The following is a 20,138-nucleotide window of genomic DNA, read 5'->3' as shown; positions in this document are numbered from 1 at the left end:
TGTTAATTTTTTTGATATTGAACTAACAAGTAGTAATTTCATCCCTTTAAAACCAAACTCTTTATTTATGAAACCTATTTTTAAGTTTTTAATGCTATTTTTTTCAGTAACGTTAGTTGCTCAAACCCCAACAAATTCAGATATTATTCAGAAATCTTTAGATAAAAAATCTAAGATGATGCAGTCTTCTTTGGTAAAAAATGTAGCTTTTACTAATATTGGGCCAACAGTTATGAGTGGTCGTGTGGTAGATGTTTCTGTAAACCCAGAAAACACAACAGAATTTTATGTTGGTTATGCTTCTGGTGGTCTTTGGTACACAAATAATAACGGAACAACATTTACGCCAGTATTAGACAATTCGCCAACACAAAATATTGGTGATATTGCTGTAGATTGGAAATCTGGTACTATTTGGGTTGGTACAGGAGAAAAGAATTCTTCTCGTTCTTCTTACGCAGGAATTGGAATGTTAAAATCTACAGACAAAGGTAAAACTTGGGTAAATGTAGGTTTGTTAGATTCACATCATGTAAGTAGAATTTTAATAAACCCAAATAATGTAGACGAGGTAATTGTTGGTGTTATTGGTCATTTATATTCATCTAATGTAGAAAGAGGAATTTTTAAAACAGTTGATGGAGGAAAAACTTGGACAAAATCATTATTTATAAATAAAGACACTGGTATTATAGATGTTGCCGTTGCACCAGAAAACTTTAATATAATGTATGCAGCTTCTTGGGAAAGAGAACGCAAATCTTGGAATTTTGATGGAAACGGAAATAATTCTGCTATTTTTAAAAGTACAGATGCAGGAAGTTCTTGGACAAAAATTGCTGATAAAAGTGGTTTTCCTACAGGAAATGGTGTTGGTAGAATTGGTTTAGCGGTTTTTAATGAAAACACAGTGTATGCTTTACATGATAGCCAGTTTAGACGAAAAAAAGATTCTAAAAAGAAACCTTCAGATGAGTTAACGAAAGAAGATTTTAAAACAATGTCTTCGGTTAGTTTTTTAGATTTATCTGATAAAAAATTAAATACGTATTTAAAAAATAACGGATTTCAAGAAAAGTACAGAGCGCAAAATGTAAAACAAATGGTACGTGTTGGTTCTGTTAAACCAATAGATTTAGCTAAATATTTAGAAGATGCAAATTCTATGTTGTTTGATACGCAGGTTATAGGTGCAGAAGTTTTTAAAACAACAAACGGTGGTACTTCTTGGAAAAAAACACATGACAATTTTTTAGATGGTGTTTATAGTTCTTACGGGTATTATTTTGGTGAAATTAGAGTAGATCTTCGAGACGAAAACGGAATTTATGTTTTAGGAGTTCCTATTATTAAATCTAAAGATGGAGGAAAAACATTTACATCGATAAGTAAAGAAAATGTACATTCAGATCACCAAGCATTATGGGTAAATCCTAAAAAATCTGGTCATATTTTAAATGGAAATGATGGTGGTTTAAATCTTTCTTATGATGATGGTAAAAATTGGATTAAATTAAATGATCCGGCAGTTGGGCAGTTTTATTCTGTATATGCAGACAATCAGAAAAACTATAAAATATATGGTGGTTTACAAGATAATGGTGTTTGGGTAGCAGATAATAATGCTAGAATAAATAAAGGTTGGCAACAATCTGGTCAAAACCCTTATCAATCGATTATGGGAGGAGATGGTATGCAAGTTCAAGTAGATGACAGGAATCCTAATATTGTTTATACAGGGTATCAATTTGGAAATTATTCTAGAATTAATAGAGAAACCGGTAAGAATACATACATTCAGCCAAAGCATACTTTAGGTGAAAATCCATATAGATTTAATTGGCAAACACCAATTCATTTATCTAAACACAACCAAGATATTTTATATTTAGGAGGAAATAAATTACATAGATCTTTAAACCAAGGAGATGATTGGGAAACTATTTCTGGAGATTTAACAACCGGAGGAAAAAAAGGGAATGTTGCTTATGGAACATTAACCTCAATTTCTGAAAGCCCTTTTCAATTTGGGTTAATTTATGTTGGTTCAGATGATGGTTATATTAATGTAACAAAAAATGGAGGTGGAGACTGGACGCGTATTTCTAATAATTTACCACAAGATTTATGGGTTTCTAGAGTAATTGCTTCAAAATTTAAAAAAGAAAGAGTGTATGCAACCTTAAATGGGTATAGATTCGATGATTTTACAACTTATATTTATGTATCAGATAATTACGGACAAACATGGAATAATATAGGTGAATCGCTTCCTACAGCTGCTGTTAATGTGATAAAAGAAGATACCAAAAACGAAAACATTTTGTATGTAGGTACAGATAATGGTTTGTACGTTTCTTTTAATAAAGGCAGTTCTTGGGAAGTATTTAGTAATAATTTACCAAATGTTGCAGTACATGATTTGGTAATTCAGCCAACAGCAAAACATTTAATTGTAGGTACACATGGTAGAAGTTTATATAAGGCAGATGTTGCATCACTTCAAAAAATGAATGCTGAAGTTTTAGCAAAATCTATACATATTTTTGATATTAATAATATTAGAAAAAATGGAAGTTGGGGTCGTTCTTGGAGTCAATGGAGAGCAGCAAATACCCCAGAATTAAAAATTACTTTTTACGCTAGTTCTAGTAAAAAAGTAATTGCAGATATTTATTTAGAAGACACAAAAGTAAATTCTGTTTCTATAGCTTCAGACAAAGGTTATAATGAATTTTTGTTTGATGTTTCTTTCTCTAAAAAAGGAAAAAAGGCTTATGAAAAAGCGTTTGAAAAATCAAAAATAAGAGCAGCTAAAAATGGTGTTTATTATTTACCTAAAGGAAATTATACGGTTAAAATAGGTGCTTCTGAAAGCAAGTTCGAGATAAAGTAAAAGTTTAAAAGAAACCTCATTAATTTTTAAAATTAATGAGGTTTTATACTCTTAAAAATGAAAAAGATACTTACCATATTATTCTTTTCGATAGCCGTTTCTGTAAATGGACAGTCAGATTTTAAAAATTTTTTTAAATTATCTGGTCCTATAAAAAGGTGGGTTTTGTTTCATCCTTTTAAAGCAAAATTATCTTTAAAGATCTCTAACGAAACAAATAGGGTAGCAGATTCTATTAGAAAAACTAATTTATTAGATAAAGATGCTGCAGGCGGGCAAGTAGACGCTTTTAGGCATGCGTATTGGATGGCAAGATTGCGTCAAGAAATGGGAAAACGTTCTGCGCGTTCTTTAGGAAAAGCCCATGAGAAAGACAATTATCTTACTTACAAGAAACTAAAACTAGAAGATGGTATTGTGCCAGATGAAATATCATCTGAAATGGATTTATATAATAATGAAGAAGGCCTTAAATTAATTACAAAAGGAAGTAAAGTTTCTAAAAAAGGACTTATTTATAGAATAGTAAACGCTATAAATAATGGTAAAATGAAAATAATTAAAAAAGATAAAAAAGGAAATTTTTTAACCTGTGAAGGTAAAATCATTTCCGCAGAAGAATTAAAAGGAAAGTGGAAAAATAATAAGTGTTTGGTTGTTTCTAGCAATATTTAATAAGAAAATAAACAAAAAGGTTCATTTTCTTTAAATGTTTAGTCAACTTTATTTATAATAATTCTAAATACAAACGAAAACGTTGTAATTTCCTTGTACTGCGTTCTGTTAAGCCGTATTTTTGTGCTACAAATTTAACTAATATACACAATGAGCGGATTTTTTAAATCTTCAATTGGAAGAAAGGTGTCAATGGCACTTTCAGCATTTTTTTTAATGTTCTTCCTACTTCAACATTTAGCAATTAATATTTTATCGGTTTTTAGCCCAGATACTTTTAACGAAGTATCTCATTTTATGGGAACAAATCCTTTGGTACAATTTGCATTACAACCTGTTTTAATTTTTGCAGTTGTTTTTCATTTTGTAATGGGTTTTATCTTAGAATTAAAAAATTCTAGAGCTAGAAATGTATCTTATGCAAAAAATAATGGTGCTGCAAATTCATCTTGGATGAGCAGAAACATGATTTGGAGTGGTATTACAATTCTTGCTTTTATTTTATTACATTTTATCGATTTTTGGTTTCCAGAAATCAACACAAAATTTATTCAAGGAGATTGGTCTGGTACTTTAGAAGGTATAGAAGGTTTCCGTTACCACGAAGAATTGGTGCATAAATTTGCAAACCCACTTAGAGTTGGTGCTTATGTTTTGGCATTTGTATTCTTAGGATTGCATTTAGCACACGGTTTTACATCTGCATTTCAGTCGATGGGAGGTACCGCAGGAAGAAAGAAAACATTACAAACTATTGGTAAAGCATATTCAATTATAATTCCAGCAGGTTTTATTTTTATTGCACTTTATCATCATTTTAATCCTAACCATTAATCTTAATAAACTATGGCTTTAGATTCAAAAGTACCAAAAGGTCCAATTAAAGATAAATGGACAGATTATAAAAATCATATCAACCTTGTAAACCCAGCAAACAAAAGACATATAGATGTTATTGTTGTTGGTACAGGTTTAGCAGGTGGTTCTGCTTCTGCAACTTTAGCAGAATTAGGCTACAATGTAAAAGCATTTGCTTATCAAGATTCTCCAAGAAGAGCGCATTCAATTGCAGCACAAGGAGGTATTAATGCAGCAAAAAATTACCAAGGAGATGGTGATTCTACATACAGGTTATTTTATGATACTGTAAAGGGTGGAGATTACCGTTCTCGTGAAGCAAACGTATACAGATTAGCAGAGGTTTCTGCAAATATTATAGATCAATGTGTGGCACAAGGAGTTCCTTTTGCACGTGATTATGGTGGTTTGTTAGACAACCGTTCTTTTGGTGGAGTTTTAGTTTCTAGAACTTTTTATGCAAAAGGGCAAACAGGGCAACAATTATTGTTAGGTGCTTATTCTGCAATGAACCGTCAAATTGCTCGTGGTAAGATTGAAATGTTCAATCGTCATGAGATGTTAGATGTTGTAGTAGTAGACGGAAAAGCAAGAGGTATTATTGCAAGAAATTTAGTTACAGGAGAAATTGAAAGACATTCTGCGCATGCAGTTGTTATTGCTTCTGGTGGTTATGGAAACGTATATTTCTTATCTACCAATGCAATGGGTTCTAATGTAACTGCAGGTTGGAAAGTGCATAAAAAAGGAGCATATTTTGCAAATCCTTGTTATACACAAATTCACCCAACATGTATTCCTCGTTCAGGAGATTATCAATCGAAGTTAACATTGATGTCTGAATCATTAAGAAATGATGGTAGAATTTGGGTACCAAAAAATATGGAAGATGTTTTGGCAATTAGAGAAGGTCGTAAAAAACCAACCGATTTGTCTGAAGAACAAAGAGATTATTATTTAGAAAGACGTTACCCTGCATTTGGTAACTTAGTACCACGTGATGTTGCTTCTAGAGCAGCAAAAGAACGTTGTGATGCTGGTTATGGTGTAAATGCAACTGGTGAAGCAGTATATTTAGATTTTGCAGCATCTTTTGAGCGTTATGGAAAAGAACAAGCGAAGATTCATAATATATCAAATCCTTCTGAAGCAAAAATTAAAGAATTAGGACAAGAAATTGTAAAGGCAAAATACGGTAACCTATTTCAAATGTACGAGAAGATTGTAGATGAAGATCCATATGAAACTCCAATGATGATATATCCTGCGGTGCACTATACAATGGGTGGTGTTTGGGTAGATTATAACTTAATGACTACAATACCTGGTTGTTATGCTATTGGAGAAGCTAATTTCTCTGATCATGGAGCAAACAGGTTAGGAGCTTCTGCATTAATGCAAGGTTTAGCAGATGGTTATTTTGTACTACCATATACAATAGGAGATTATTTAGCAGACGATATTAGAACAGGTAAAATTTCTACGGAAAGCCCAGAATTTGCAGCTGCAGAAAAAGACGTAACAGAAAGAATAGAATTCTTTATTAATAATAAAGGAACACACTCTGTAGATTATTACCATAAGAAATTAGGTAAAATCATGTGGGATAAGTGTGGTATGTCTAGAAATGCTGAAGGTTTAAAAATTGCCATAGAAGAAATTTCTACTTTAAGAAAAGACTTCTGGAAAAATGTAAATGTTCCTGGAACAACTACAGAATATAATGAGCAATTAGCAAAAGCAGGTAGAGTTGCAGATTTCTTAGAATTAGGAGAATTGTTTGCAAAAGATGCTTTGGTAAGAGAAGAATCTGCAGGAGGGCACTTTAGAGAAGAACACCAAACAGAAGAAGGAGAAGCAAAGAGAATTAAAGAATTTCAATTTGTATCTGCATGGGAATATAAAGGAGAGCCAAAAGATGCTATTTTGCATAAAGAAGCCTTAGAATATGAGAATATAGAAGTTAAAGAAAGAAGTTATAAATAAAAGATAGTATGAACTTAACACTTAAGATTTGGCGTCAAGTAGATGCAAACGACAAGGGAAAAATGGTCGATTACAAAGTGACTGAAATTTCAGAACACATGTCTTTTTTAGAAATGATGGACGTTTTGAACGAGCAGTTAGTAAACTCTGGCGAACAACCAGTGGCCTTCGATCATGATTGTAGAGAAGGAATTTGCGGAATGTGTTCTATGTATATTAATGGTGAAGCTCATGGGCCAGATAGAGGTGTAACTACCTGTCAATTGCACATGCGTATGTTTAAAGATGGAGACACTATAACAATAGAGCCATGGAGAGCAGCAGCTTTTCCTGTAATTAAAGATTTAGTAGTAGATAGATCTGCTTTCGATAGAATTCAGCATGCTGGTGGTTATATTTCTGTAAACACATCTGGTAACACACAAGATGCAAACTCAATTCCTATTTCTAAGCACGCAGCAGACGAAGCAATGGATGCAGCAACTTGTATTGGTTGTGGTGCTTGTGTAGCAACTTGTAAAAACAGTTCTGCAATGTTATTTGTAGGTGCAAAAGTATCTCAGTATGCTTTATTGCCACAAGGACAAGTAGAAGCAGCAGATAGAGTGCAAAACATGGTTGCTCAGATGGATTTAGAAGGTTTTGGAAACTGTACCAATACAGGTGCTTGTGAAGTAGAATGCCCAAAAGGAATCTCTTTAGACAACATAGCAAGAATGAACAGAGAATTAATGAAAGCTTCTATTTAAAACTAGTTATTGCGAACGAAATGCAGTGAAAGTAAAGCAATTTGTTTGTTATTTCGAAATGAGCCTTTTGGAGATTGAGAAATCTCAGTAAAAATATTTACACATTAAAAACCCAAAACTAATTTAGTTTTGGGTTTTTACTTTCTATATAATTTTAATTATGTTATTTAATACCTTTAAAAAAGTCAATTGGTGTAATTTCTAATACTTCTAAAATTAACAACAATCTTTCTAAATCTAATTTTGTTTTTCCTTTTTCTATTTTAAAATAACCATTTTCACCAATACCCAGTTGTTGGGCTACATTTATTTGTGTAATGCCTAAAGCAGTTCTTTCTGCTATAATTTTTTTTAAAACAGCATTGTAAATAGCTTTTGCATTTAATTTTTCATTCTCTTTTTCTTTCATAGATGCAAAAATAACATTAATTATTAAGAGTTTAATTTCCATTTTGGAGTAGCTGAAAACAGTATGTTTTTAGTATCCCTGAATTCAGCTACTCCAAATCGGGTGGGTAGTTTTTTAGGATTATTAAAAAACAAGTTTCATCTTTGGAAAGAGAAAAATGCTGTGAAAAAGAAAAATTTCTCTACAATTTAGTTTTAAATAGCCTTTTTAGGCAATTTAGAAACCCTAAATAAATAAACTTTTATCGTTTTAATTCATAAAATAAAAATATCACTTTATTACAAAAGTGATGATATAAGCGTTTTGTATGCTGTTTATTTTATAGAAGAAAATTTAACTGAAAAGAAAACCTCTGCTTGCAGATTTAAGAAATATAAAAATTACTAAATAAATGTATCACTTAAAACAAATGCTTATGTAAATAAACAATAACAAACAGAGGAAGTCTTGCAAAAGTACTGCTTTTTCTACAAGTTTTTGAAGAATTTTTAACTTGTTTATTCATTTAAATCTTCAAAAAAGACAATTAACAAACCCATAAAATAGGGTTTCAAATTTTTTAAAATGAAAAAAATAATATTAAGTCTAATATTTGTATTAGCAACTAGTGTAAGTTTTATGAATGCAACTAATAAATCAAATTGTATAGAAGAAACTATTCAGATTCAGGATTGTTTTGAAGTTTATCAGAGAACTAGAGACTTTGTTCATGGTATGACAGGCAGCTTACATATTGGTATTGCAGCAGCCATTTCAGCTGAAGAAGCATGTATTAACGAAGAAGAAGAACTAGAAATAATAGAGTAATAGTAATTAAAAATGTAACCATTAGATTTTATATCTGATGGTTACACAAAAAAAAACATGAAGAATTTAAAGATATTAATACTACTTTTTTTAGTTAACGTTAATCTATTAGCACAAAATACAACTACAGGAAAAGTTACCTATAAATATAACCTAAATGAACAAAGTTTTGGTGAAATAAAAAACCAAGAAATAGTTGAAAAATTTAAAAGTAGTTTAAATAGAAGTCGAGATAAAATTAATTATTTATTAACCTTTAACGAAAAAGAATCTTCTTATAAGATAATAAAATTTTTAATTCCAGATAATGAAAAATTTATGGAATATGCTACTCTAATTACAGGAGGGACAGAGGAATATTACACGAATATAGTAACAAAAAAAAGGCTAAAAAAAATTGATTTTATAGGGGACAAATTTATTATATCTAGTAGCATTGATAAAAAATGGGAGCTAACCCAAGAATCAAAAAAGATTGGAAAATACTTTTGTTATAAAGCGAAATTAAAAAAATCTAATAATGTAAAGGAGGCAAAAATAAAATTGCCAGAAATAGAAGCTTGGTACTGCCCCAAAATTCCATTTAGATTTGGTCCAAAAGGTTATGGAGATTTACCTGGTTTGATATTAGAACTTACTGTAGGTCCCATAAGTTATAAGGCAACAAAAATAGAACTTAATCCTAAAGAAGAAATAGATATAATAAAACCCCGAAATGGTAAATTGATTTCAGAAAAAGAGTTTGACAATTTACTAACAAGAATTAATAAAAGAAAAAGCTAAAAGTCTTTTGAAGAATTTTAAACTTGTTTATTCATTTAAATCTTCAAAAAAACAATTAACAAACCCATAAAATTAGGTTTTAAATTTTTTTAAATGAAAAAAATAATATTAAGTTTAGCTATTGTATTTGGAATGTCTTCATTTACAAGTCCTAGTGTTGAGAAAAAGGAAGTTAATAAAATTGCTTTGGTTCAACTTTCGCCAAGTGACTGTGTAAAATATGCAAGAAATATTGTTTTAGGATATGCTGCTGGTAACAATATGGATACTTGTTCTGATTCTGGTGATTACAATTATCTTATGGGTGAATATATGTCGCAATATAAAAATTGCTTAGAAGATATTGGATATTTAAAATAATTGTATGATAACATTTAATAACAAAGAGGTTGTTTTATGCAACCTCTTCATTTTAAGAAAAAAAACAATTATTTTATTAGTATTGTTTTTTAGTATAAGCAGTATGTTTTCTCAAAACAATACTTTTGGTATTGTAGAATATATCGTAAAAAATAATGACAACTTTGATGTTAGAAAAATTTTAGATTCTCCTAGTTTAAAAAGGATGCCAGAAAAAAATGAGGACTAAAACGATGTCTGCTATGATGGAAACTGGAAGTTTCATTCTTTATTTTAATACTAATGAATCTATCTATAAACAGAAAGATTCAATAGAAAAAATGAAAATTGATATAAATAGAAAAAACGACCAAGTTTCTTAAAAAGTTTTGGAGGAGGGTTTAATAAGTACTATACAAACTTAGATAAAAAACAACTTTTAGTGCAAGAAGATTCTGAAGTTCTAGAAAATACGTACCTTATTTTTCATAATTTTTCTAAATGGAAATTATTAAATGAGACAAAAAAAATTGGAAAATATCTGTGTTACAAAGCTATTAAAAATGATGGTAAATCAGATTTAGAAGAAAATAAACAAACCATTGTTTGGTACACGCCTGAAATACCTATTAGATTTGGTCCAAAATTATATAATGGACTTCCAGGTTTGGTACTTGAAGTTAATAGAGGACAAATTGTGTTTTTAGCTACAAAAATAATATTAAACCCAAAAGAGAATATCGTTATAAAAAAACCAACAAAAGGTCTAAAAATTAAGTATGCTGACTATAAACAAAAAATTATTAAAGCTTATGAAAAAAGTGGTTTTAGGTTAGAATAAAATTTTATGAAAAAGAAATCTATAATTAAACTACTTCTATGAAATTCATTATTAATATTTTAATCTTTTGTATTACAGCTTCGTTTTTTTCGCAAAACATAAGTGGTAAAGTTATTTATGAGTCAACTATCAATAGGAAAGAATTAAATAATTATTTAACAAATAAAAGAGAAAAATTAAAACTTAAAAGAAAAAGTGTACTAGAGTCATTAGATAAAGTTTATTTATACACTAAAGCAATAAAATCAAAATTGACATTCTCATCTGGGAAAGGATTATTTATTGTGGAAGATAAATTAAGTCCAGATATTAAAAATTTAGGTCAAAGATTTCTAAAAACAAGTGCTGGTGGTTCAAATGAATATTATTATAACGAGACTTCAAAAACTTATTTGATTAAAAATTGCGAAACATTAGGAGATTGTTTCATTTACACTAATAACTATTTAGAATGGGAGTTAACACAAGAATCTAAAAAAATAAACGGATATGTTTGCTATAAAGCTACAAGAAGTAAAGGAAAAATTATTGTATGGTATACCCCTTCAATTCCTATAAATTTTGGACCAAAAGGAGAATATGGCTTACCGGGTTTAATTTTAGAATTAGAAATAGGGAAAATTATTTTTAAAGCAAAAAAAATAGTTTTAAATCCAAAAGAAAAAATAATTGTTGAAGAATTAAAAGGGTGTAAACGTGTTAGTTACGAAGAGTATGTAAAAGAAATAAAGAAAGCTAAAAAAAGTGTTTTTGGTAATTAGTAAAAAAAATTAAAGCAACAAAAATAATTTTAAAACCTATAACAGGAAAAAAATGAAAGCTGAAGAATCTAGAAAAAGAGGAGAAGCGTTCTAGAAAGATTTAAAAAAAACAATAAAAGTTTTTATGAAAAAGAAAAGTCTATTAGTATTTTTTTTTGGTGTATCTATTTCATTTTTCGCCCAAAAAGTAACACTTTCTGGAGCTGTAAAAGATAGTTTACAAAACCCAATGCCGTATGCAAATGTTATAGCAAAGCCTAAAGATGTTTCTAAAAATCTAAAATTTGCAATAACAGATAATGACGGTTTTTATAAGTTGCTTTTAGAAAAAGGAGATACTATTAACATTAGTATTTCTTATTTAGGTTACAAACCTATAGAATATCAATTTATTGCTTTAAAAAACACTAAAAAAGATTTTGTATTGCAACAATCATCAGAAAGTTTAGATGAAATTGTTATCGAAATGCCAGTAACTGTTAGAGGAGATACCACAACGTATAAAACAGACAAATTTACAGATGGTTCTGAGCGCAAACTTAAAAATGTTTTAAAAAAATTACCAGGTGTAGAAGTCGATAAAAACGGAACCGTTACTGTACAAGGTAAAAAGGTAACCAAAATGTTGGTAGATGGTAAAAAGTTTTTTGGAGGTAATTCTAAATTAGCCGTAGAAAATATTCCTGCAAATGCAGTAGGTAATGTAGAGGTAATAGATAATTATAATGAAGTTGCTTTTTTAAAAGGACTTACAGATTCTGATGAAATGGCAATGAACATCAAACTAAAAGAAGATAAAAAACGGTTTCTTTTTGGTGATGTAGAAGTTGGTAAAGGCAATGAAGATTTTTATAAAACCAGTGCTAATTTATTTTATTATTCGCCCAAAACCAACGTAAATTTTATAGGAAACTTAAATAATGTTGGCGAAAAAACATTTACGTTTAGAGATTATATGAGTTTTTCTGGTGGTGTAAATGCCATTTTTAGCGGTAATTTTAATTGGAAAGGAGGCGCTTTTTCGCAGTTTATGCAAAGCAATGATGTATTAAAAAGTAAACAAAAGTTTGGCGCACTTAACATAACAAAAACGGCAACTTCTAAATTAGACATTTCTGGATTTGCTATTTTTTCTGGTACAGAAACCACCAATTTTAAAGAAGATTTTAACCAGTATACAACTTTTACAGAAGCAAGAACTAACAAAACAACTGCAGATAATTTATTAGGAATTGGGAATTTGAACCTAGAGTATACACCTAATTCTAAAGAAAAATGGTACGTAAGAACGCAAGTAAAAAGAACTAATAATACTATTGATAATAGTTTAAATTCTATAGTAAACGCTACTTCAAATTTAATTACAACAGATAAAAGTTTAAAAGCTACGTACATCAATCAGAATATAGAATGGCATAAAAGACAAAATGATACCCATACGTTTTCTTCTGTGTTTAGTTATGTTTTAGATAAAAACAATCAAAATGCTTTTTGGGAAACCGAAAACCCAATTTTACAAGGTTTAATTCCTACGGATAATAACCAAGATTTACTAAGAATTTTACAAGATAAAAACACTCAAGAGCAAAATATAGATGTTGTTTTTAAGCATTTTTGGGAAATCAATAACAGCAATCATATTTATACAACAGTTGGTAATAAGTTTTTAAATGAAGATTTTTCTACGGATGACAGTCAAAAACTAGATAACGGAACAATCAATAATTTTTCTTCTGGTGGTTTTGGTAACAATCTTAATTTTAAATTGAATGATTTGTTTGCAGGAATGCATTACAAGTTTAGAACAGGCATTTTTACATTAAAACAAGGTGCTTTTTTACATAATTATAATTGGCAAGTAAATCAGCAAACACAAACAACAAAAAACAAATGGGTGGTTTTACCAGATTTCTTAGCAAAAATTGAGTTTAATAAATCGAAAAAAATTACCATTAATTACAATTTAAAAACTTCTTTTTCTGATGCTAGTAGGTTTGCCAATCGTTTCTATTTACAATCGTATAATTCTGTTTTTAAAGGAAATGAGGAAATTGAAAATAATTTATACCACGCAGCAAGAATTTATTATAGTCGCTTTAGTTTGTACAGAGGTTTAATGCTGTTTGCTAATTTAAATTACAACAAACAAATAAAAGGTGTTAGAAATACGGTTGCTTTTGATGTAAATAATGCAGATCCTGCACAGAGAATCAACCAGTTTTTAACGGCGAAATTATTTAGCAATCCGTCGGAGGATTTAAGAGGAACTGTACATTTAGAAAAAAGTATAAAAAACATAAAATATAAATTTGATGTTGGTTTTAACAACAGTAGTTACTTACAAGAAATAGACAACAAACTACAAACCAATAAAAATAATAGTTATAATTACGAAGTTGGTTTTGAAACTATGTTTGATAATTTTCCAACGATAGAATTTGGTGTTAGTAGAGATATTGGGAAATTTACATCGCCTTTAAACACTTCTAAATTTATTACCACAGAACCTTTTGTAACCATAGATTACGATTTTTTAGACGGCTTTATTTTTAATTTCGATTATAGAAAAAGTATTTACGAAAATAAAGATTTGGGTCAAAAAAACACCTACGAAATTGCCAACACTACTTTATCTTACAAGAATGAAGACTCTGCTTGGTCTTACAAAATATCTGCACAAAATATGTTTAACACTCAGTTTAAACAAAGCAATCGTTTTTCAGATTATGTAGTTTCAGATTCTAAAACTTTTATTTTACCAAGAATTATAATGCTTAGTATTGGGTATAATTTGTAATAATATAGCAGTGAGATTATCTTTAGATAATTATTTAATAACGTTTTGTTAACAAATGAAACCCCAAAACAGACAATGTTTTGGGGTTTTATAATTTAAACAGGTAATAAAGCTTGCTTTTTTATTTTAAAAAATAGTTTATCTCTACATCTAAAACTTCAGAAATTTCTAGCATGCGTCTAAAATCTAGTTTTGTTTTTCCTTTTTCTATTTTGTAGTAACCACTTAAGGTAATGTCTAGCTTTTCAGCTAATTCAGTCTGAGTAAGCCCCAATCTCTTCCTTCGGTAAACAATCTGTTTTAGAACGTTATTAATTTGATAATCTACACTTTGTGTGTCTATACTTTTTCTCATTTTTTAGCAATTAAATTTTCTTCAAAACAAATATAGGCTAAATAAGAACAATTTAATTACCGGTTTTCGACTCCCTGAAAACAGTATTTTTTTGGTATCCCTGAATTCAGCTAGTCGAAATCGGGTTTTTTAATCACTTTTAATTTTAACCTAAAAAAGAATTATTTTAGGTTAGAATTAAAAGTCTTTAACAATAAAATAGGATTTCTATTAATTAGTAAAAAAATAACGAAGAATAATTAGTGTTATTTTCTCCCAAAATCTGCAGGAATTTCTCCCCAAGCTTTGGTTTCCCATTTTAAGATGGGGTTTTTAAAAGTATTTTCCTTCAACCAGTTTTCTGCTCTTTTTATAAGCTCTAAAAGATCTTTATTAGAAGCATCGAAATGCATGTTGGTTTTACATCTTTTTTGTTTTATCCAGCTCATGGCAATTCTAGAGTCTGAATAAATAGGAATATCTTCTTTGTTTTTACTTTTTAAAAGAGCAATACCATGCACTAAAGCTAAAAATTCACCAATATTATTTGTACCTCTTTTGTAAGGACCTTTTCTAAATATCTCTTGCTTGTTGTGCGTTAGAACACCTCTGTATTCCATTTTTCCTGGGTTTCCAGAGCATGCAGCATCTACAGAAATACTTTCTAAGTTTGGTTGGCCACACGCTGCTTTTTCAGAAGAAGACAGTTTTGGTTTCTTAGTATTTTGGCCTACATAGTCTTCATACCTTTTGGTCGCTGCGGTTTCTGCTTCATTAAAATTTGCAAAAGATTTGTATTGTGCACCTTCAAAACCATCAATTTGTTTCTTGCAGACTTTCCAAGAAGTGAAAACTCCTTTTTTTCGTCCGTTCCAAACTACATAAAACTTTTTTTTACTCATTTGTGCTTAAAATTACTTCTTCTATTACTTTAGGAAAGTAATGTTGTTCTAATAAATGAATCTTTTCTGCGATTGTTTCTGGAGTATCTTGGTCGTTTAATGCTGTTTTCGATTGAAAAATGATGGCTCCTTCGTCATAATTTTCATTTACATAGTGAATTGTTATGCCCGTTTCTGTTTCATTATTTTCTTTTACCGCTTTATGAACGTTCATTCCATACATGCCTTTTCCACCAAATTTTGGTAATAATGCAGGGTGAATATTAATGATTTTTTTAGGAAAAGCAGCTACAATTTTCTCTGGAATTCGCCATAAAAAACCTGCTAGAATTATAAAATCTGCTTCGTTTTTTAAGATATTTAAAATTTTATCTGTCGTAGAGAAATCGCTTTTATTAAAATATAAGCAATTGGTGCCTAAGTTTTTACATCTTTCAAAAACTTTGGCATGTTCATTGCTACATAGCACATTAGTAACCTTAGCGGTTTTAGTGTGATTAAAAAACTTAATAATGTTCTCTGCGTTCGAACCAGAACCAGATGCAAAAACAACAATACGCTTCATATCTATTTTTCTAAGCTACAAAAAAAGGAATAATTATTAACAAACTGATTATTTTAGGTAAAGATTAAATTATTTTATTTACTTTTAATAATCATTTTAGGGTCAAACATTAGTTATAATTAATAAGATTTGTATTTTTGCCCCGATTTAAAATTTAAAATAAAAAATTATGTCAGACATTGCATCAAGAGTAAAAGCGATTATCGTAGACAAATTAGGCGTTGACGATAACGAAGTAACAACAGAAGCTAGCTTCACAAATGATTTAGGAGCAGATTCTTTAGATACTGTTGAGTTAATCATGGAATTCGAAAAAGAATTTGATATTCAGATTCCAGACGATCAAGCAGAAAACATTGGAACTGTTGGACAAGCAGTTAGTTATATAGAAGAAGCTAAAAAGTAATATTTATATTATATGCAATTAAAACGAGTTGTAGTCACTGGACTTGGAGCATTAACGCCCATAGGAAATAATATTGAAGAATATTGGAACGCTTTAGTTAACGGAGTTAGCGGAGCTGCGCCTATAACGCACTTTGATGCCTCCAAGTTCAAAACTCGTTTCGCATGTGAGTTGAAGAACTTTAATCCTACAGATTTTATTAATAGGAAAGAAGCTCGTAAGATGGATCGATTTACGCAATATGCTATGGTAGCTTCAGATGAAGCAATAGCAGATTCTAAATTAGATTTAGATACGATAGACAAATTGCGAGTTGGAGTTATTTGGGGAGCTGGAATTGGTGGTTTAGAAACTTTTCAAAATGAAGTTTTAAATTATGCTGCTGGAGACGGAAATCCAAGATTTAACCCTTTCTTCATTCCAAAAATGATTGCAGATATTGCACCAGGTCATATTTCTATTAAAAACGGATTTATGGGACCTAACTATACAACTGTTTCTGCTTGTGCATCATCGGCAAATGCTATGATAGATGCTTTAAACTACATTCGTTTAGGTTATTGTGATGTTATTGTTACAGGAGGTTCTGAAGCTGCAATTACAATTGCAGGTGTAGGTGGTTTTAGTTCTATGCAAGCATTATCATCTAGAAACGAAAGCCCAGAAACTGCTTCGAGACCATTCGACGCAAATAGAGAAGGTTTTGTTTTAGGAGAAGGCGCAGGAGCATTAGTTTTAGAAGAATACGAATACGCCAAAGCAAGAGGCGCAAAAATCTATGCAGAGGTAATTGGAGGAGGAATGTCTTCTGATGCTTATCATATTACTGCACCACATCCTGAAGGAATTGGTGTAATAGCTGTGATGAAAAACTGCTTAGAAAACTCTGGTATAAAGCCAGAAGATGTAGATCATATTAATACACATGGTACTTCTACTCCGCTTGGAGATGTTGCAGAACTGAAAGCAATTTCAGCTGTTTTTGGAGATCATGCTAAGAATATCAATATAAATTCTACAAAATCTATGACTGGCCACTTATTAGGTGCAGCTGGTGCTATAGAATCTATTGCTTCTATATTAGCAATGGAACATGGTATTGTACCACCAACAATTAATCATCAAACAAATGATGAAAACATTAATCCAGAATTAAACTTAACCTTAAACAAGCCTCAGAAAAGAGATATTAAGGTTGCTATGAGTAATACTTTTGGGTTTGGAGGGCATAATGCATGTGTAGCATTTAAGAAAATAGACGCATAGTCTATGAATTTTATTCGTAAAATAGTTCAATCTCACTCTAAGGAAGATACAGAGTTACATAACGAATTAAAAAAATTATTAAACTTCTCACCAAGAAAGATTAATAAATATAAAAAGGCATTTACCCACAGATCTATTCAAAAGGTAGATAAAAATGGCATTCCTATAAACTATGAACGTTTAGAGTTTTTAGGAGATTCTATTTTAGGGTCTGTAATTGCCGCATATTTATATAAGAAAGTTCCTACAGGTTCAGAAGGTTATTTAACGCAAATGCGCTCTAAAATTGTTAGTAGAGAACATTTAAATGAGTTAGGTAAAGATCTAAACTTAATTAGGTTTGTAAAAAGCAATATCGATCAAACAAATGTTGGCGATAATATTCATGGTAATATTTTTGAAGCTTTAATTGGTGCTATTTATCTAGATAAGGGATATAATTTTTGTCAGAAATTTATTTATCAGAATGTAATTGTACCTTATGTAGATATCGAAAAGCTAGAAGGTAAAATTACAAGTTACAAAGGCTTAATTATCGAATGGTGTCAAAAACAAAAGAAAAAATATAGCTTCGATACTTATGAAGATTCAGGTAACGACCCTGTAAAACACTTTAGTGTTAAAATAAGTATAGATGGCGAACAGATTGCCAAAGGAAGAGCTACTTCTAAGAAAAAAGCAGAAGAACAAGCTTCAAAAAGAGTCTATTTCGCTTTCCAAGATCAAATTTCTTTAGATTAAAGCGATAACGTTTTCGTTAAAATAACATACAATACTCATAAACTATTAGTAATTTAGCAAGATTAAATACTGAGAGTAAATTTATAATGTATGCAAATTCATGCTTTAGGTTTAGACGATTTTTGTGACGAAGAATATTCGTTAATAGGTATTCATACAGCATTAGAAGACTACAAACTTGCGTATCTGTTAAATAAAAACTTGAATACGCAATTATCTAAATCTCAAAAAAATTTAGAATTTGATAGCGATAAAAATAATGCTTCATTTTCTCTCTATAATTTCTCGAGTAAAAAATATGACTTTGATTGGTTTTTAATAGCCAACAGTTTTAAAAGAGAAAACCAAACAGAATCAAACGAATTACTGTTAACAACAGAAACAAAAACATATCTAATACCAGAAAAGAAAAAAGTAGATTTCTTTATTAAAATAACTGGTGAAGTAAGTTTAGAATACGTTGCAAATACAGTAAATAAAATTAAAAATATTGAACAGATTATAACCTCTTATTCAATAGATAAAAACACACTAAAGTCGAAAGACTTTTTAATATTTTAATATGATAGATTATAAAAAAACTAAAATAGTTGCAACCTTAGGGCCAGCAACAGACTCTAAAGAAATTTTAACAAATTTAGCCAAAGAAGGTGTAAATGTTTTTAGAATTAATTTCTCACATGCAGAATATGAAAATGTTAAGAAGACTGTAAAAACAATAAGAGAAATTAACGAAGAAAATGGTTTTAATGTTGCCATTTTAGCAGATTTACAAGGACCAAAATTACGTGTTGGTGTAATGGAAGAAGGTGTTGTTTTAAATGACGGAGACCTTTTTACATTTACAACAGAAAAATGTATTGGTACTAATAAAAAAGCATTTATGACTTACCAACGTTTTCCTAAAGACGTAAAAGTTGGTGAGCAAATTATGGTAGATGATGGTAAATTACTTTTCGAAGTAGTTTCTACAGACAAAGACAAAGAAGTAGTAGTAAAAATAATTGTTGGTGGACCTTTAAATTCTAAAAAAGGAGTAAACTTACCAAATACAGCAATTTCTTTACCAGCATTAACTACAAAAGATAAAGAAGATGCAATATTTGCATTAAGCTTAAATGTAGATTGGATGGCGCTTTCTTTTGTAAGAACACCAGAAGATTTAAGAATGTTACGCGATCTTATAGACGAACATTCAGATTACAGAGTTCCTGTAATAGCAAAAATAGAAAAGCCAGAAGCGGTAGAAAATATAGATTCATTAATACCTTATTGCGACGGTTTAATGGTTGCTCGTGGAGATTTAGGAGTAGAAATTCCTATGCAAGATGTTCCATTAATTCAGAAGAAATTAGTAAGACGTGCAAAGAGAGCAAGAATTCCTGTAATTATTGCAACTCAAATGATGGAAACTATGATTGACAATGCTGTACCAACAAGAGCAGAGGTTAATGATGTTGCCAATTCTATTATGGACGGTGCAGATGCAGTAATGCTTTCTGGAGAAACTTCTGTTGGAAAACACCCAATTAGAGTTATTCAAAAAATGACAGAAATTATTAAAGCTGTAGAAAACTCTAGAATGATTAAAGTGCCACATGACGCACCACATATTAGAACCAACAGATTTATAACAAAATCTGTTTGTCATCATGCTGCTTTAATGGCAAATGATATCGAGGCAACTGCAATTTCTACTTTAACAAATAGTGGTTATACAGCCTTTCAAATATCTGCTTGGAGACCACAATCTGCAATATTAGCATTCTCATCTGAAAGAAGAATTTTAGGAAAACTAAACTTACTTTGGGGTGTTAAAGCTTTTTATTACGACAAAAACTTAAGTACAGATGACACTGTTGTAGATATTAACAAACTATCTAAAGAAAAAGGATATGTTAAAGCAGGAGATTTAATGATTAACCTTACCTCTATGCCAGTTGAAGCAAAAGGTATGGTAAATACACTAAGAGTTTCAGAAATAGACTAAAACATTACTTAATATAAGTTAAAAAAGCATTCT

General features: G+C 30.0%; 21 protein-coding genes and 1 pseudogene. 18 read left to right on the top strand and 4 right to left on the bottom strand.

Going from position 1 to position 20,138, the window contains the following annotated elements:
- Positions 1-67 precede the first annotated feature (67 nt).
- The 5 genes from SHK09_RS01555 (at position 68) to SHK09_RS01535 (ending at position 7,164) form a co-directional block, all read left to right on the top strand.
- Complete coding sequence (locus SHK09_RS01555; RefSeq protein WP_319809008.1) at positions 68-2,896, top strand: glycosyl hydrolase; 2,829 nt, start codon at positions 68-70, stop codon at positions 2,894-2,896.
- A 57-nt stretch (positions 2,897-2,953) separates the two neighbouring features.
- The gene (locus SHK09_RS01550) at positions 2,954-3,571 is read left to right on the top strand and encodes a DUF6973 domain-containing protein (protein WP_319809007.1); all 618 of its coding nucleotides are present in this window, start codon (positions 2,954-2,956) and stop codon (positions 3,569-3,571) included.
- A gap of 150 nt (positions 3,572-3,721) precedes the next feature.
- Positions 3,722-4,405 (top strand): succinate dehydrogenase cytochrome b subunit, encoded by a 684-nt coding sequence (locus tag SHK09_RS01545; protein WP_319809006.1) that lies wholly within the window; start codon positions 3,722-3,724, stop codon positions 4,403-4,405.
- A 12-nt stretch (positions 4,406-4,417) separates the two neighbouring features.
- Complete coding sequence (locus SHK09_RS01540; RefSeq protein WP_319809005.1) at positions 4,418-6,415, top strand: fumarate reductase/succinate dehydrogenase flavoprotein subunit; 1,998 nt, start codon at positions 4,418-4,420, stop codon at positions 6,413-6,415.
- Positions 6,416-6,423: 8 nt separating this feature from the next.
- The gene (locus SHK09_RS01535) at positions 6,424-7,164 is read left to right on the top strand and encodes a succinate dehydrogenase/fumarate reductase iron-sulfur subunit (protein ID WP_319809004.1); all 741 of its coding nucleotides are present in this window, start codon (positions 6,424-6,426) and stop codon (positions 7,162-7,164) included.
- Positions 7,165-7,327: 163 nt separating this feature from the next.
- Here the strand turns inward: SHK09_RS01535 and SHK09_RS01530 are convergent, their stop codons facing one another.
- Positions 7,328-7,615 (bottom strand): helix-turn-helix transcriptional regulator, encoded by a 288-nt coding sequence (locus SHK09_RS01530; protein ID WP_319809003.1) that lies wholly within the window; start codon positions 7,613-7,615, stop codon positions 7,328-7,330.
- 522 nt (positions 7,616-8,137) lie between these two features.
- Between SHK09_RS01530 and SHK09_RS01525 the strand changes: the two genes are divergently transcribed.
- The 8 genes and pseudogenes from SHK09_RS01525 (at position 8,138) to SHK09_RS01490 (ending at position 13,901) form a co-directional block, all read left to right on the top strand.
- A complete protein-coding gene (locus tag SHK09_RS01525; RefSeq protein WP_319809002.1) occupies positions 8,138-8,380 on the top strand; it encodes a hypothetical protein in 243 nt (80 codons plus the stop codon).
- A 57-nt stretch (positions 8,381-8,437) separates the two neighbouring features.
- Complete coding sequence (locus SHK09_RS01520; protein ID WP_319809001.1) at positions 8,438-9,163, top strand: GLPGLI family protein; 726 nt, start codon at positions 8,438-8,440, stop codon at positions 9,161-9,163.
- Positions 9,164-9,256: 93 nt separating this feature from the next.
- On the top strand, positions 9,257-9,523 hold the full coding sequence (locus tag SHK09_RS01515) for a hypothetical protein (RefSeq protein ID WP_319809000.1): 267 nt from the start codon (positions 9,257-9,259) through the stop codon (positions 9,521-9,523).
- A gap of 4 nt (positions 9,524-9,527) precedes the next feature.
- Positions 9,528-9,752: a hypothetical protein gene (locus tag SHK09_RS01510; protein WP_319808999.1), complete on the top strand. Its 225-nt coding sequence runs from the start codon at positions 9,528-9,530 to the stop codon at positions 9,750-9,752.
- Positions 9,742-9,885 (top strand): hypothetical protein, encoded by a 144-nt coding sequence (locus SHK09_RS01505; RefSeq protein ID WP_319808998.1) that lies wholly within the window; start codon positions 9,742-9,744, stop codon positions 9,883-9,885. Before SHK09_RS01510 ends, SHK09_RS01505 begins: the two co-directional genes overlap by 11 nt.
- A gap of 32 nt (positions 9,886-9,917) precedes the next feature.
- Positions 9,918-10,343 (top strand): annotated as a pseudogene (locus SHK09_RS01500) (GLPGLI family protein); the annotation flags it as partial.
- Between the two features lie 38 nt (positions 10,344-10,381).
- Complete coding sequence (locus SHK09_RS01495; protein WP_319808997.1) at positions 10,382-11,104, top strand: GLPGLI family protein; 723 nt, start codon at positions 10,382-10,384, stop codon at positions 11,102-11,104.
- A 124-nt stretch (positions 11,105-11,228) separates the two neighbouring features.
- On the top strand, positions 11,229-13,901 hold the full coding sequence (locus tag SHK09_RS01490) for a carboxypeptidase-like regulatory domain-containing protein (protein ID WP_319808996.1): 2,673 nt from the start codon (positions 11,229-11,231) through the stop codon (positions 13,899-13,901).
- A 121-nt stretch (positions 13,902-14,022) separates the two neighbouring features.
- Here SHK09_RS01490 and SHK09_RS01485 read toward each other — a convergent pair whose 3' ends face one another.
- The 3 genes from SHK09_RS01485 to SHK09_RS01475 form a co-directional block, all read right to left on the bottom strand.
- Complete coding sequence (locus tag SHK09_RS01485) at positions 14,023-14,256, bottom strand: helix-turn-helix transcriptional regulator (RefSeq protein WP_319808995.1); 234 nt, start codon at positions 14,254-14,256, stop codon at positions 14,023-14,025.
- Positions 14,257-14,501: 245 nt separating this feature from the next.
- Positions 14,502-15,137 carry a ribonuclease H family protein gene (locus SHK09_RS01480; protein WP_319808994.1) on the bottom strand — a complete coding sequence of 212 codons (636 nt, stop codon included), beginning with the start codon at positions 15,135-15,137 and terminating at the stop codon, positions 14,502-14,504.
- A complete protein-coding gene (locus SHK09_RS01475) occupies positions 15,130-15,702 on the bottom strand; it encodes a phosphoribosylglycinamide formyltransferase (RefSeq protein ID WP_319808993.1) in 573 nt (190 codons plus the stop codon). The genes SHK09_RS01480 and SHK09_RS01475 overlap by 8 nt, the downstream gene beginning before the upstream one ends.
- A gap of 169 nt (positions 15,703-15,871) precedes the next feature.
- On the opposite strand from SHK09_RS01475, the gene SHK09_RS01470 reads away from it, so the two are divergent.
- From SHK09_RS01470 to pyk, 5 genes are all read left to right on the top strand, one after another.
- Positions 15,872-16,108 (top strand): acyl carrier protein, encoded by a 237-nt coding sequence (locus SHK09_RS01470; protein ID WP_004569249.1) that lies wholly within the window; start codon positions 15,872-15,874, stop codon positions 16,106-16,108.
- Positions 16,109-16,120: 12 nt separating this feature from the next.
- Positions 16,121-17,374 (top strand): beta-ketoacyl-ACP synthase II, encoded by a 1,254-nt coding sequence (fabF, locus tag SHK09_RS01465; protein ID WP_319808992.1) that lies wholly within the window; start codon positions 16,121-16,123, stop codon positions 17,372-17,374.
- Positions 17,375-17,377: 3 nt separating this feature from the next.
- Positions 17,378-18,115 (top strand): ribonuclease III, encoded by a 738-nt coding sequence (gene rnc, locus SHK09_RS01460; RefSeq protein WP_319808991.1) that lies wholly within the window; start codon positions 17,378-17,380, stop codon positions 18,113-18,115.
- Positions 18,116-18,205: 90 nt separating this feature from the next.
- A complete protein-coding gene (locus SHK09_RS01455) occupies positions 18,206-18,676 on the top strand; it encodes an IPExxxVDY family protein (protein WP_319808990.1) in 471 nt (156 codons plus the stop codon).
- A 1-nt stretch (position 18,677) separates the two neighbouring features.
- The gene (pyk, locus tag SHK09_RS01450; RefSeq protein WP_319808989.1) at positions 18,678-20,105 is read left to right on the top strand and encodes a pyruvate kinase; all 1,428 of its coding nucleotides are present in this window, start codon (positions 18,678-18,680) and stop codon (positions 20,103-20,105) included.
- Positions 20,106-20,138 lie beyond the last annotated feature (33 nt).

The organism is Polaribacter sp. PL03 (assembly GCF_033875165.1).
Lineage (GTDB): Bacteria > Bacteroidota > Bacteroidia > Flavobacteriales > Flavobacteriaceae > Polaribacter.
This window is presented reverse-complemented; position numbering and strand designations above follow the sequence as displayed.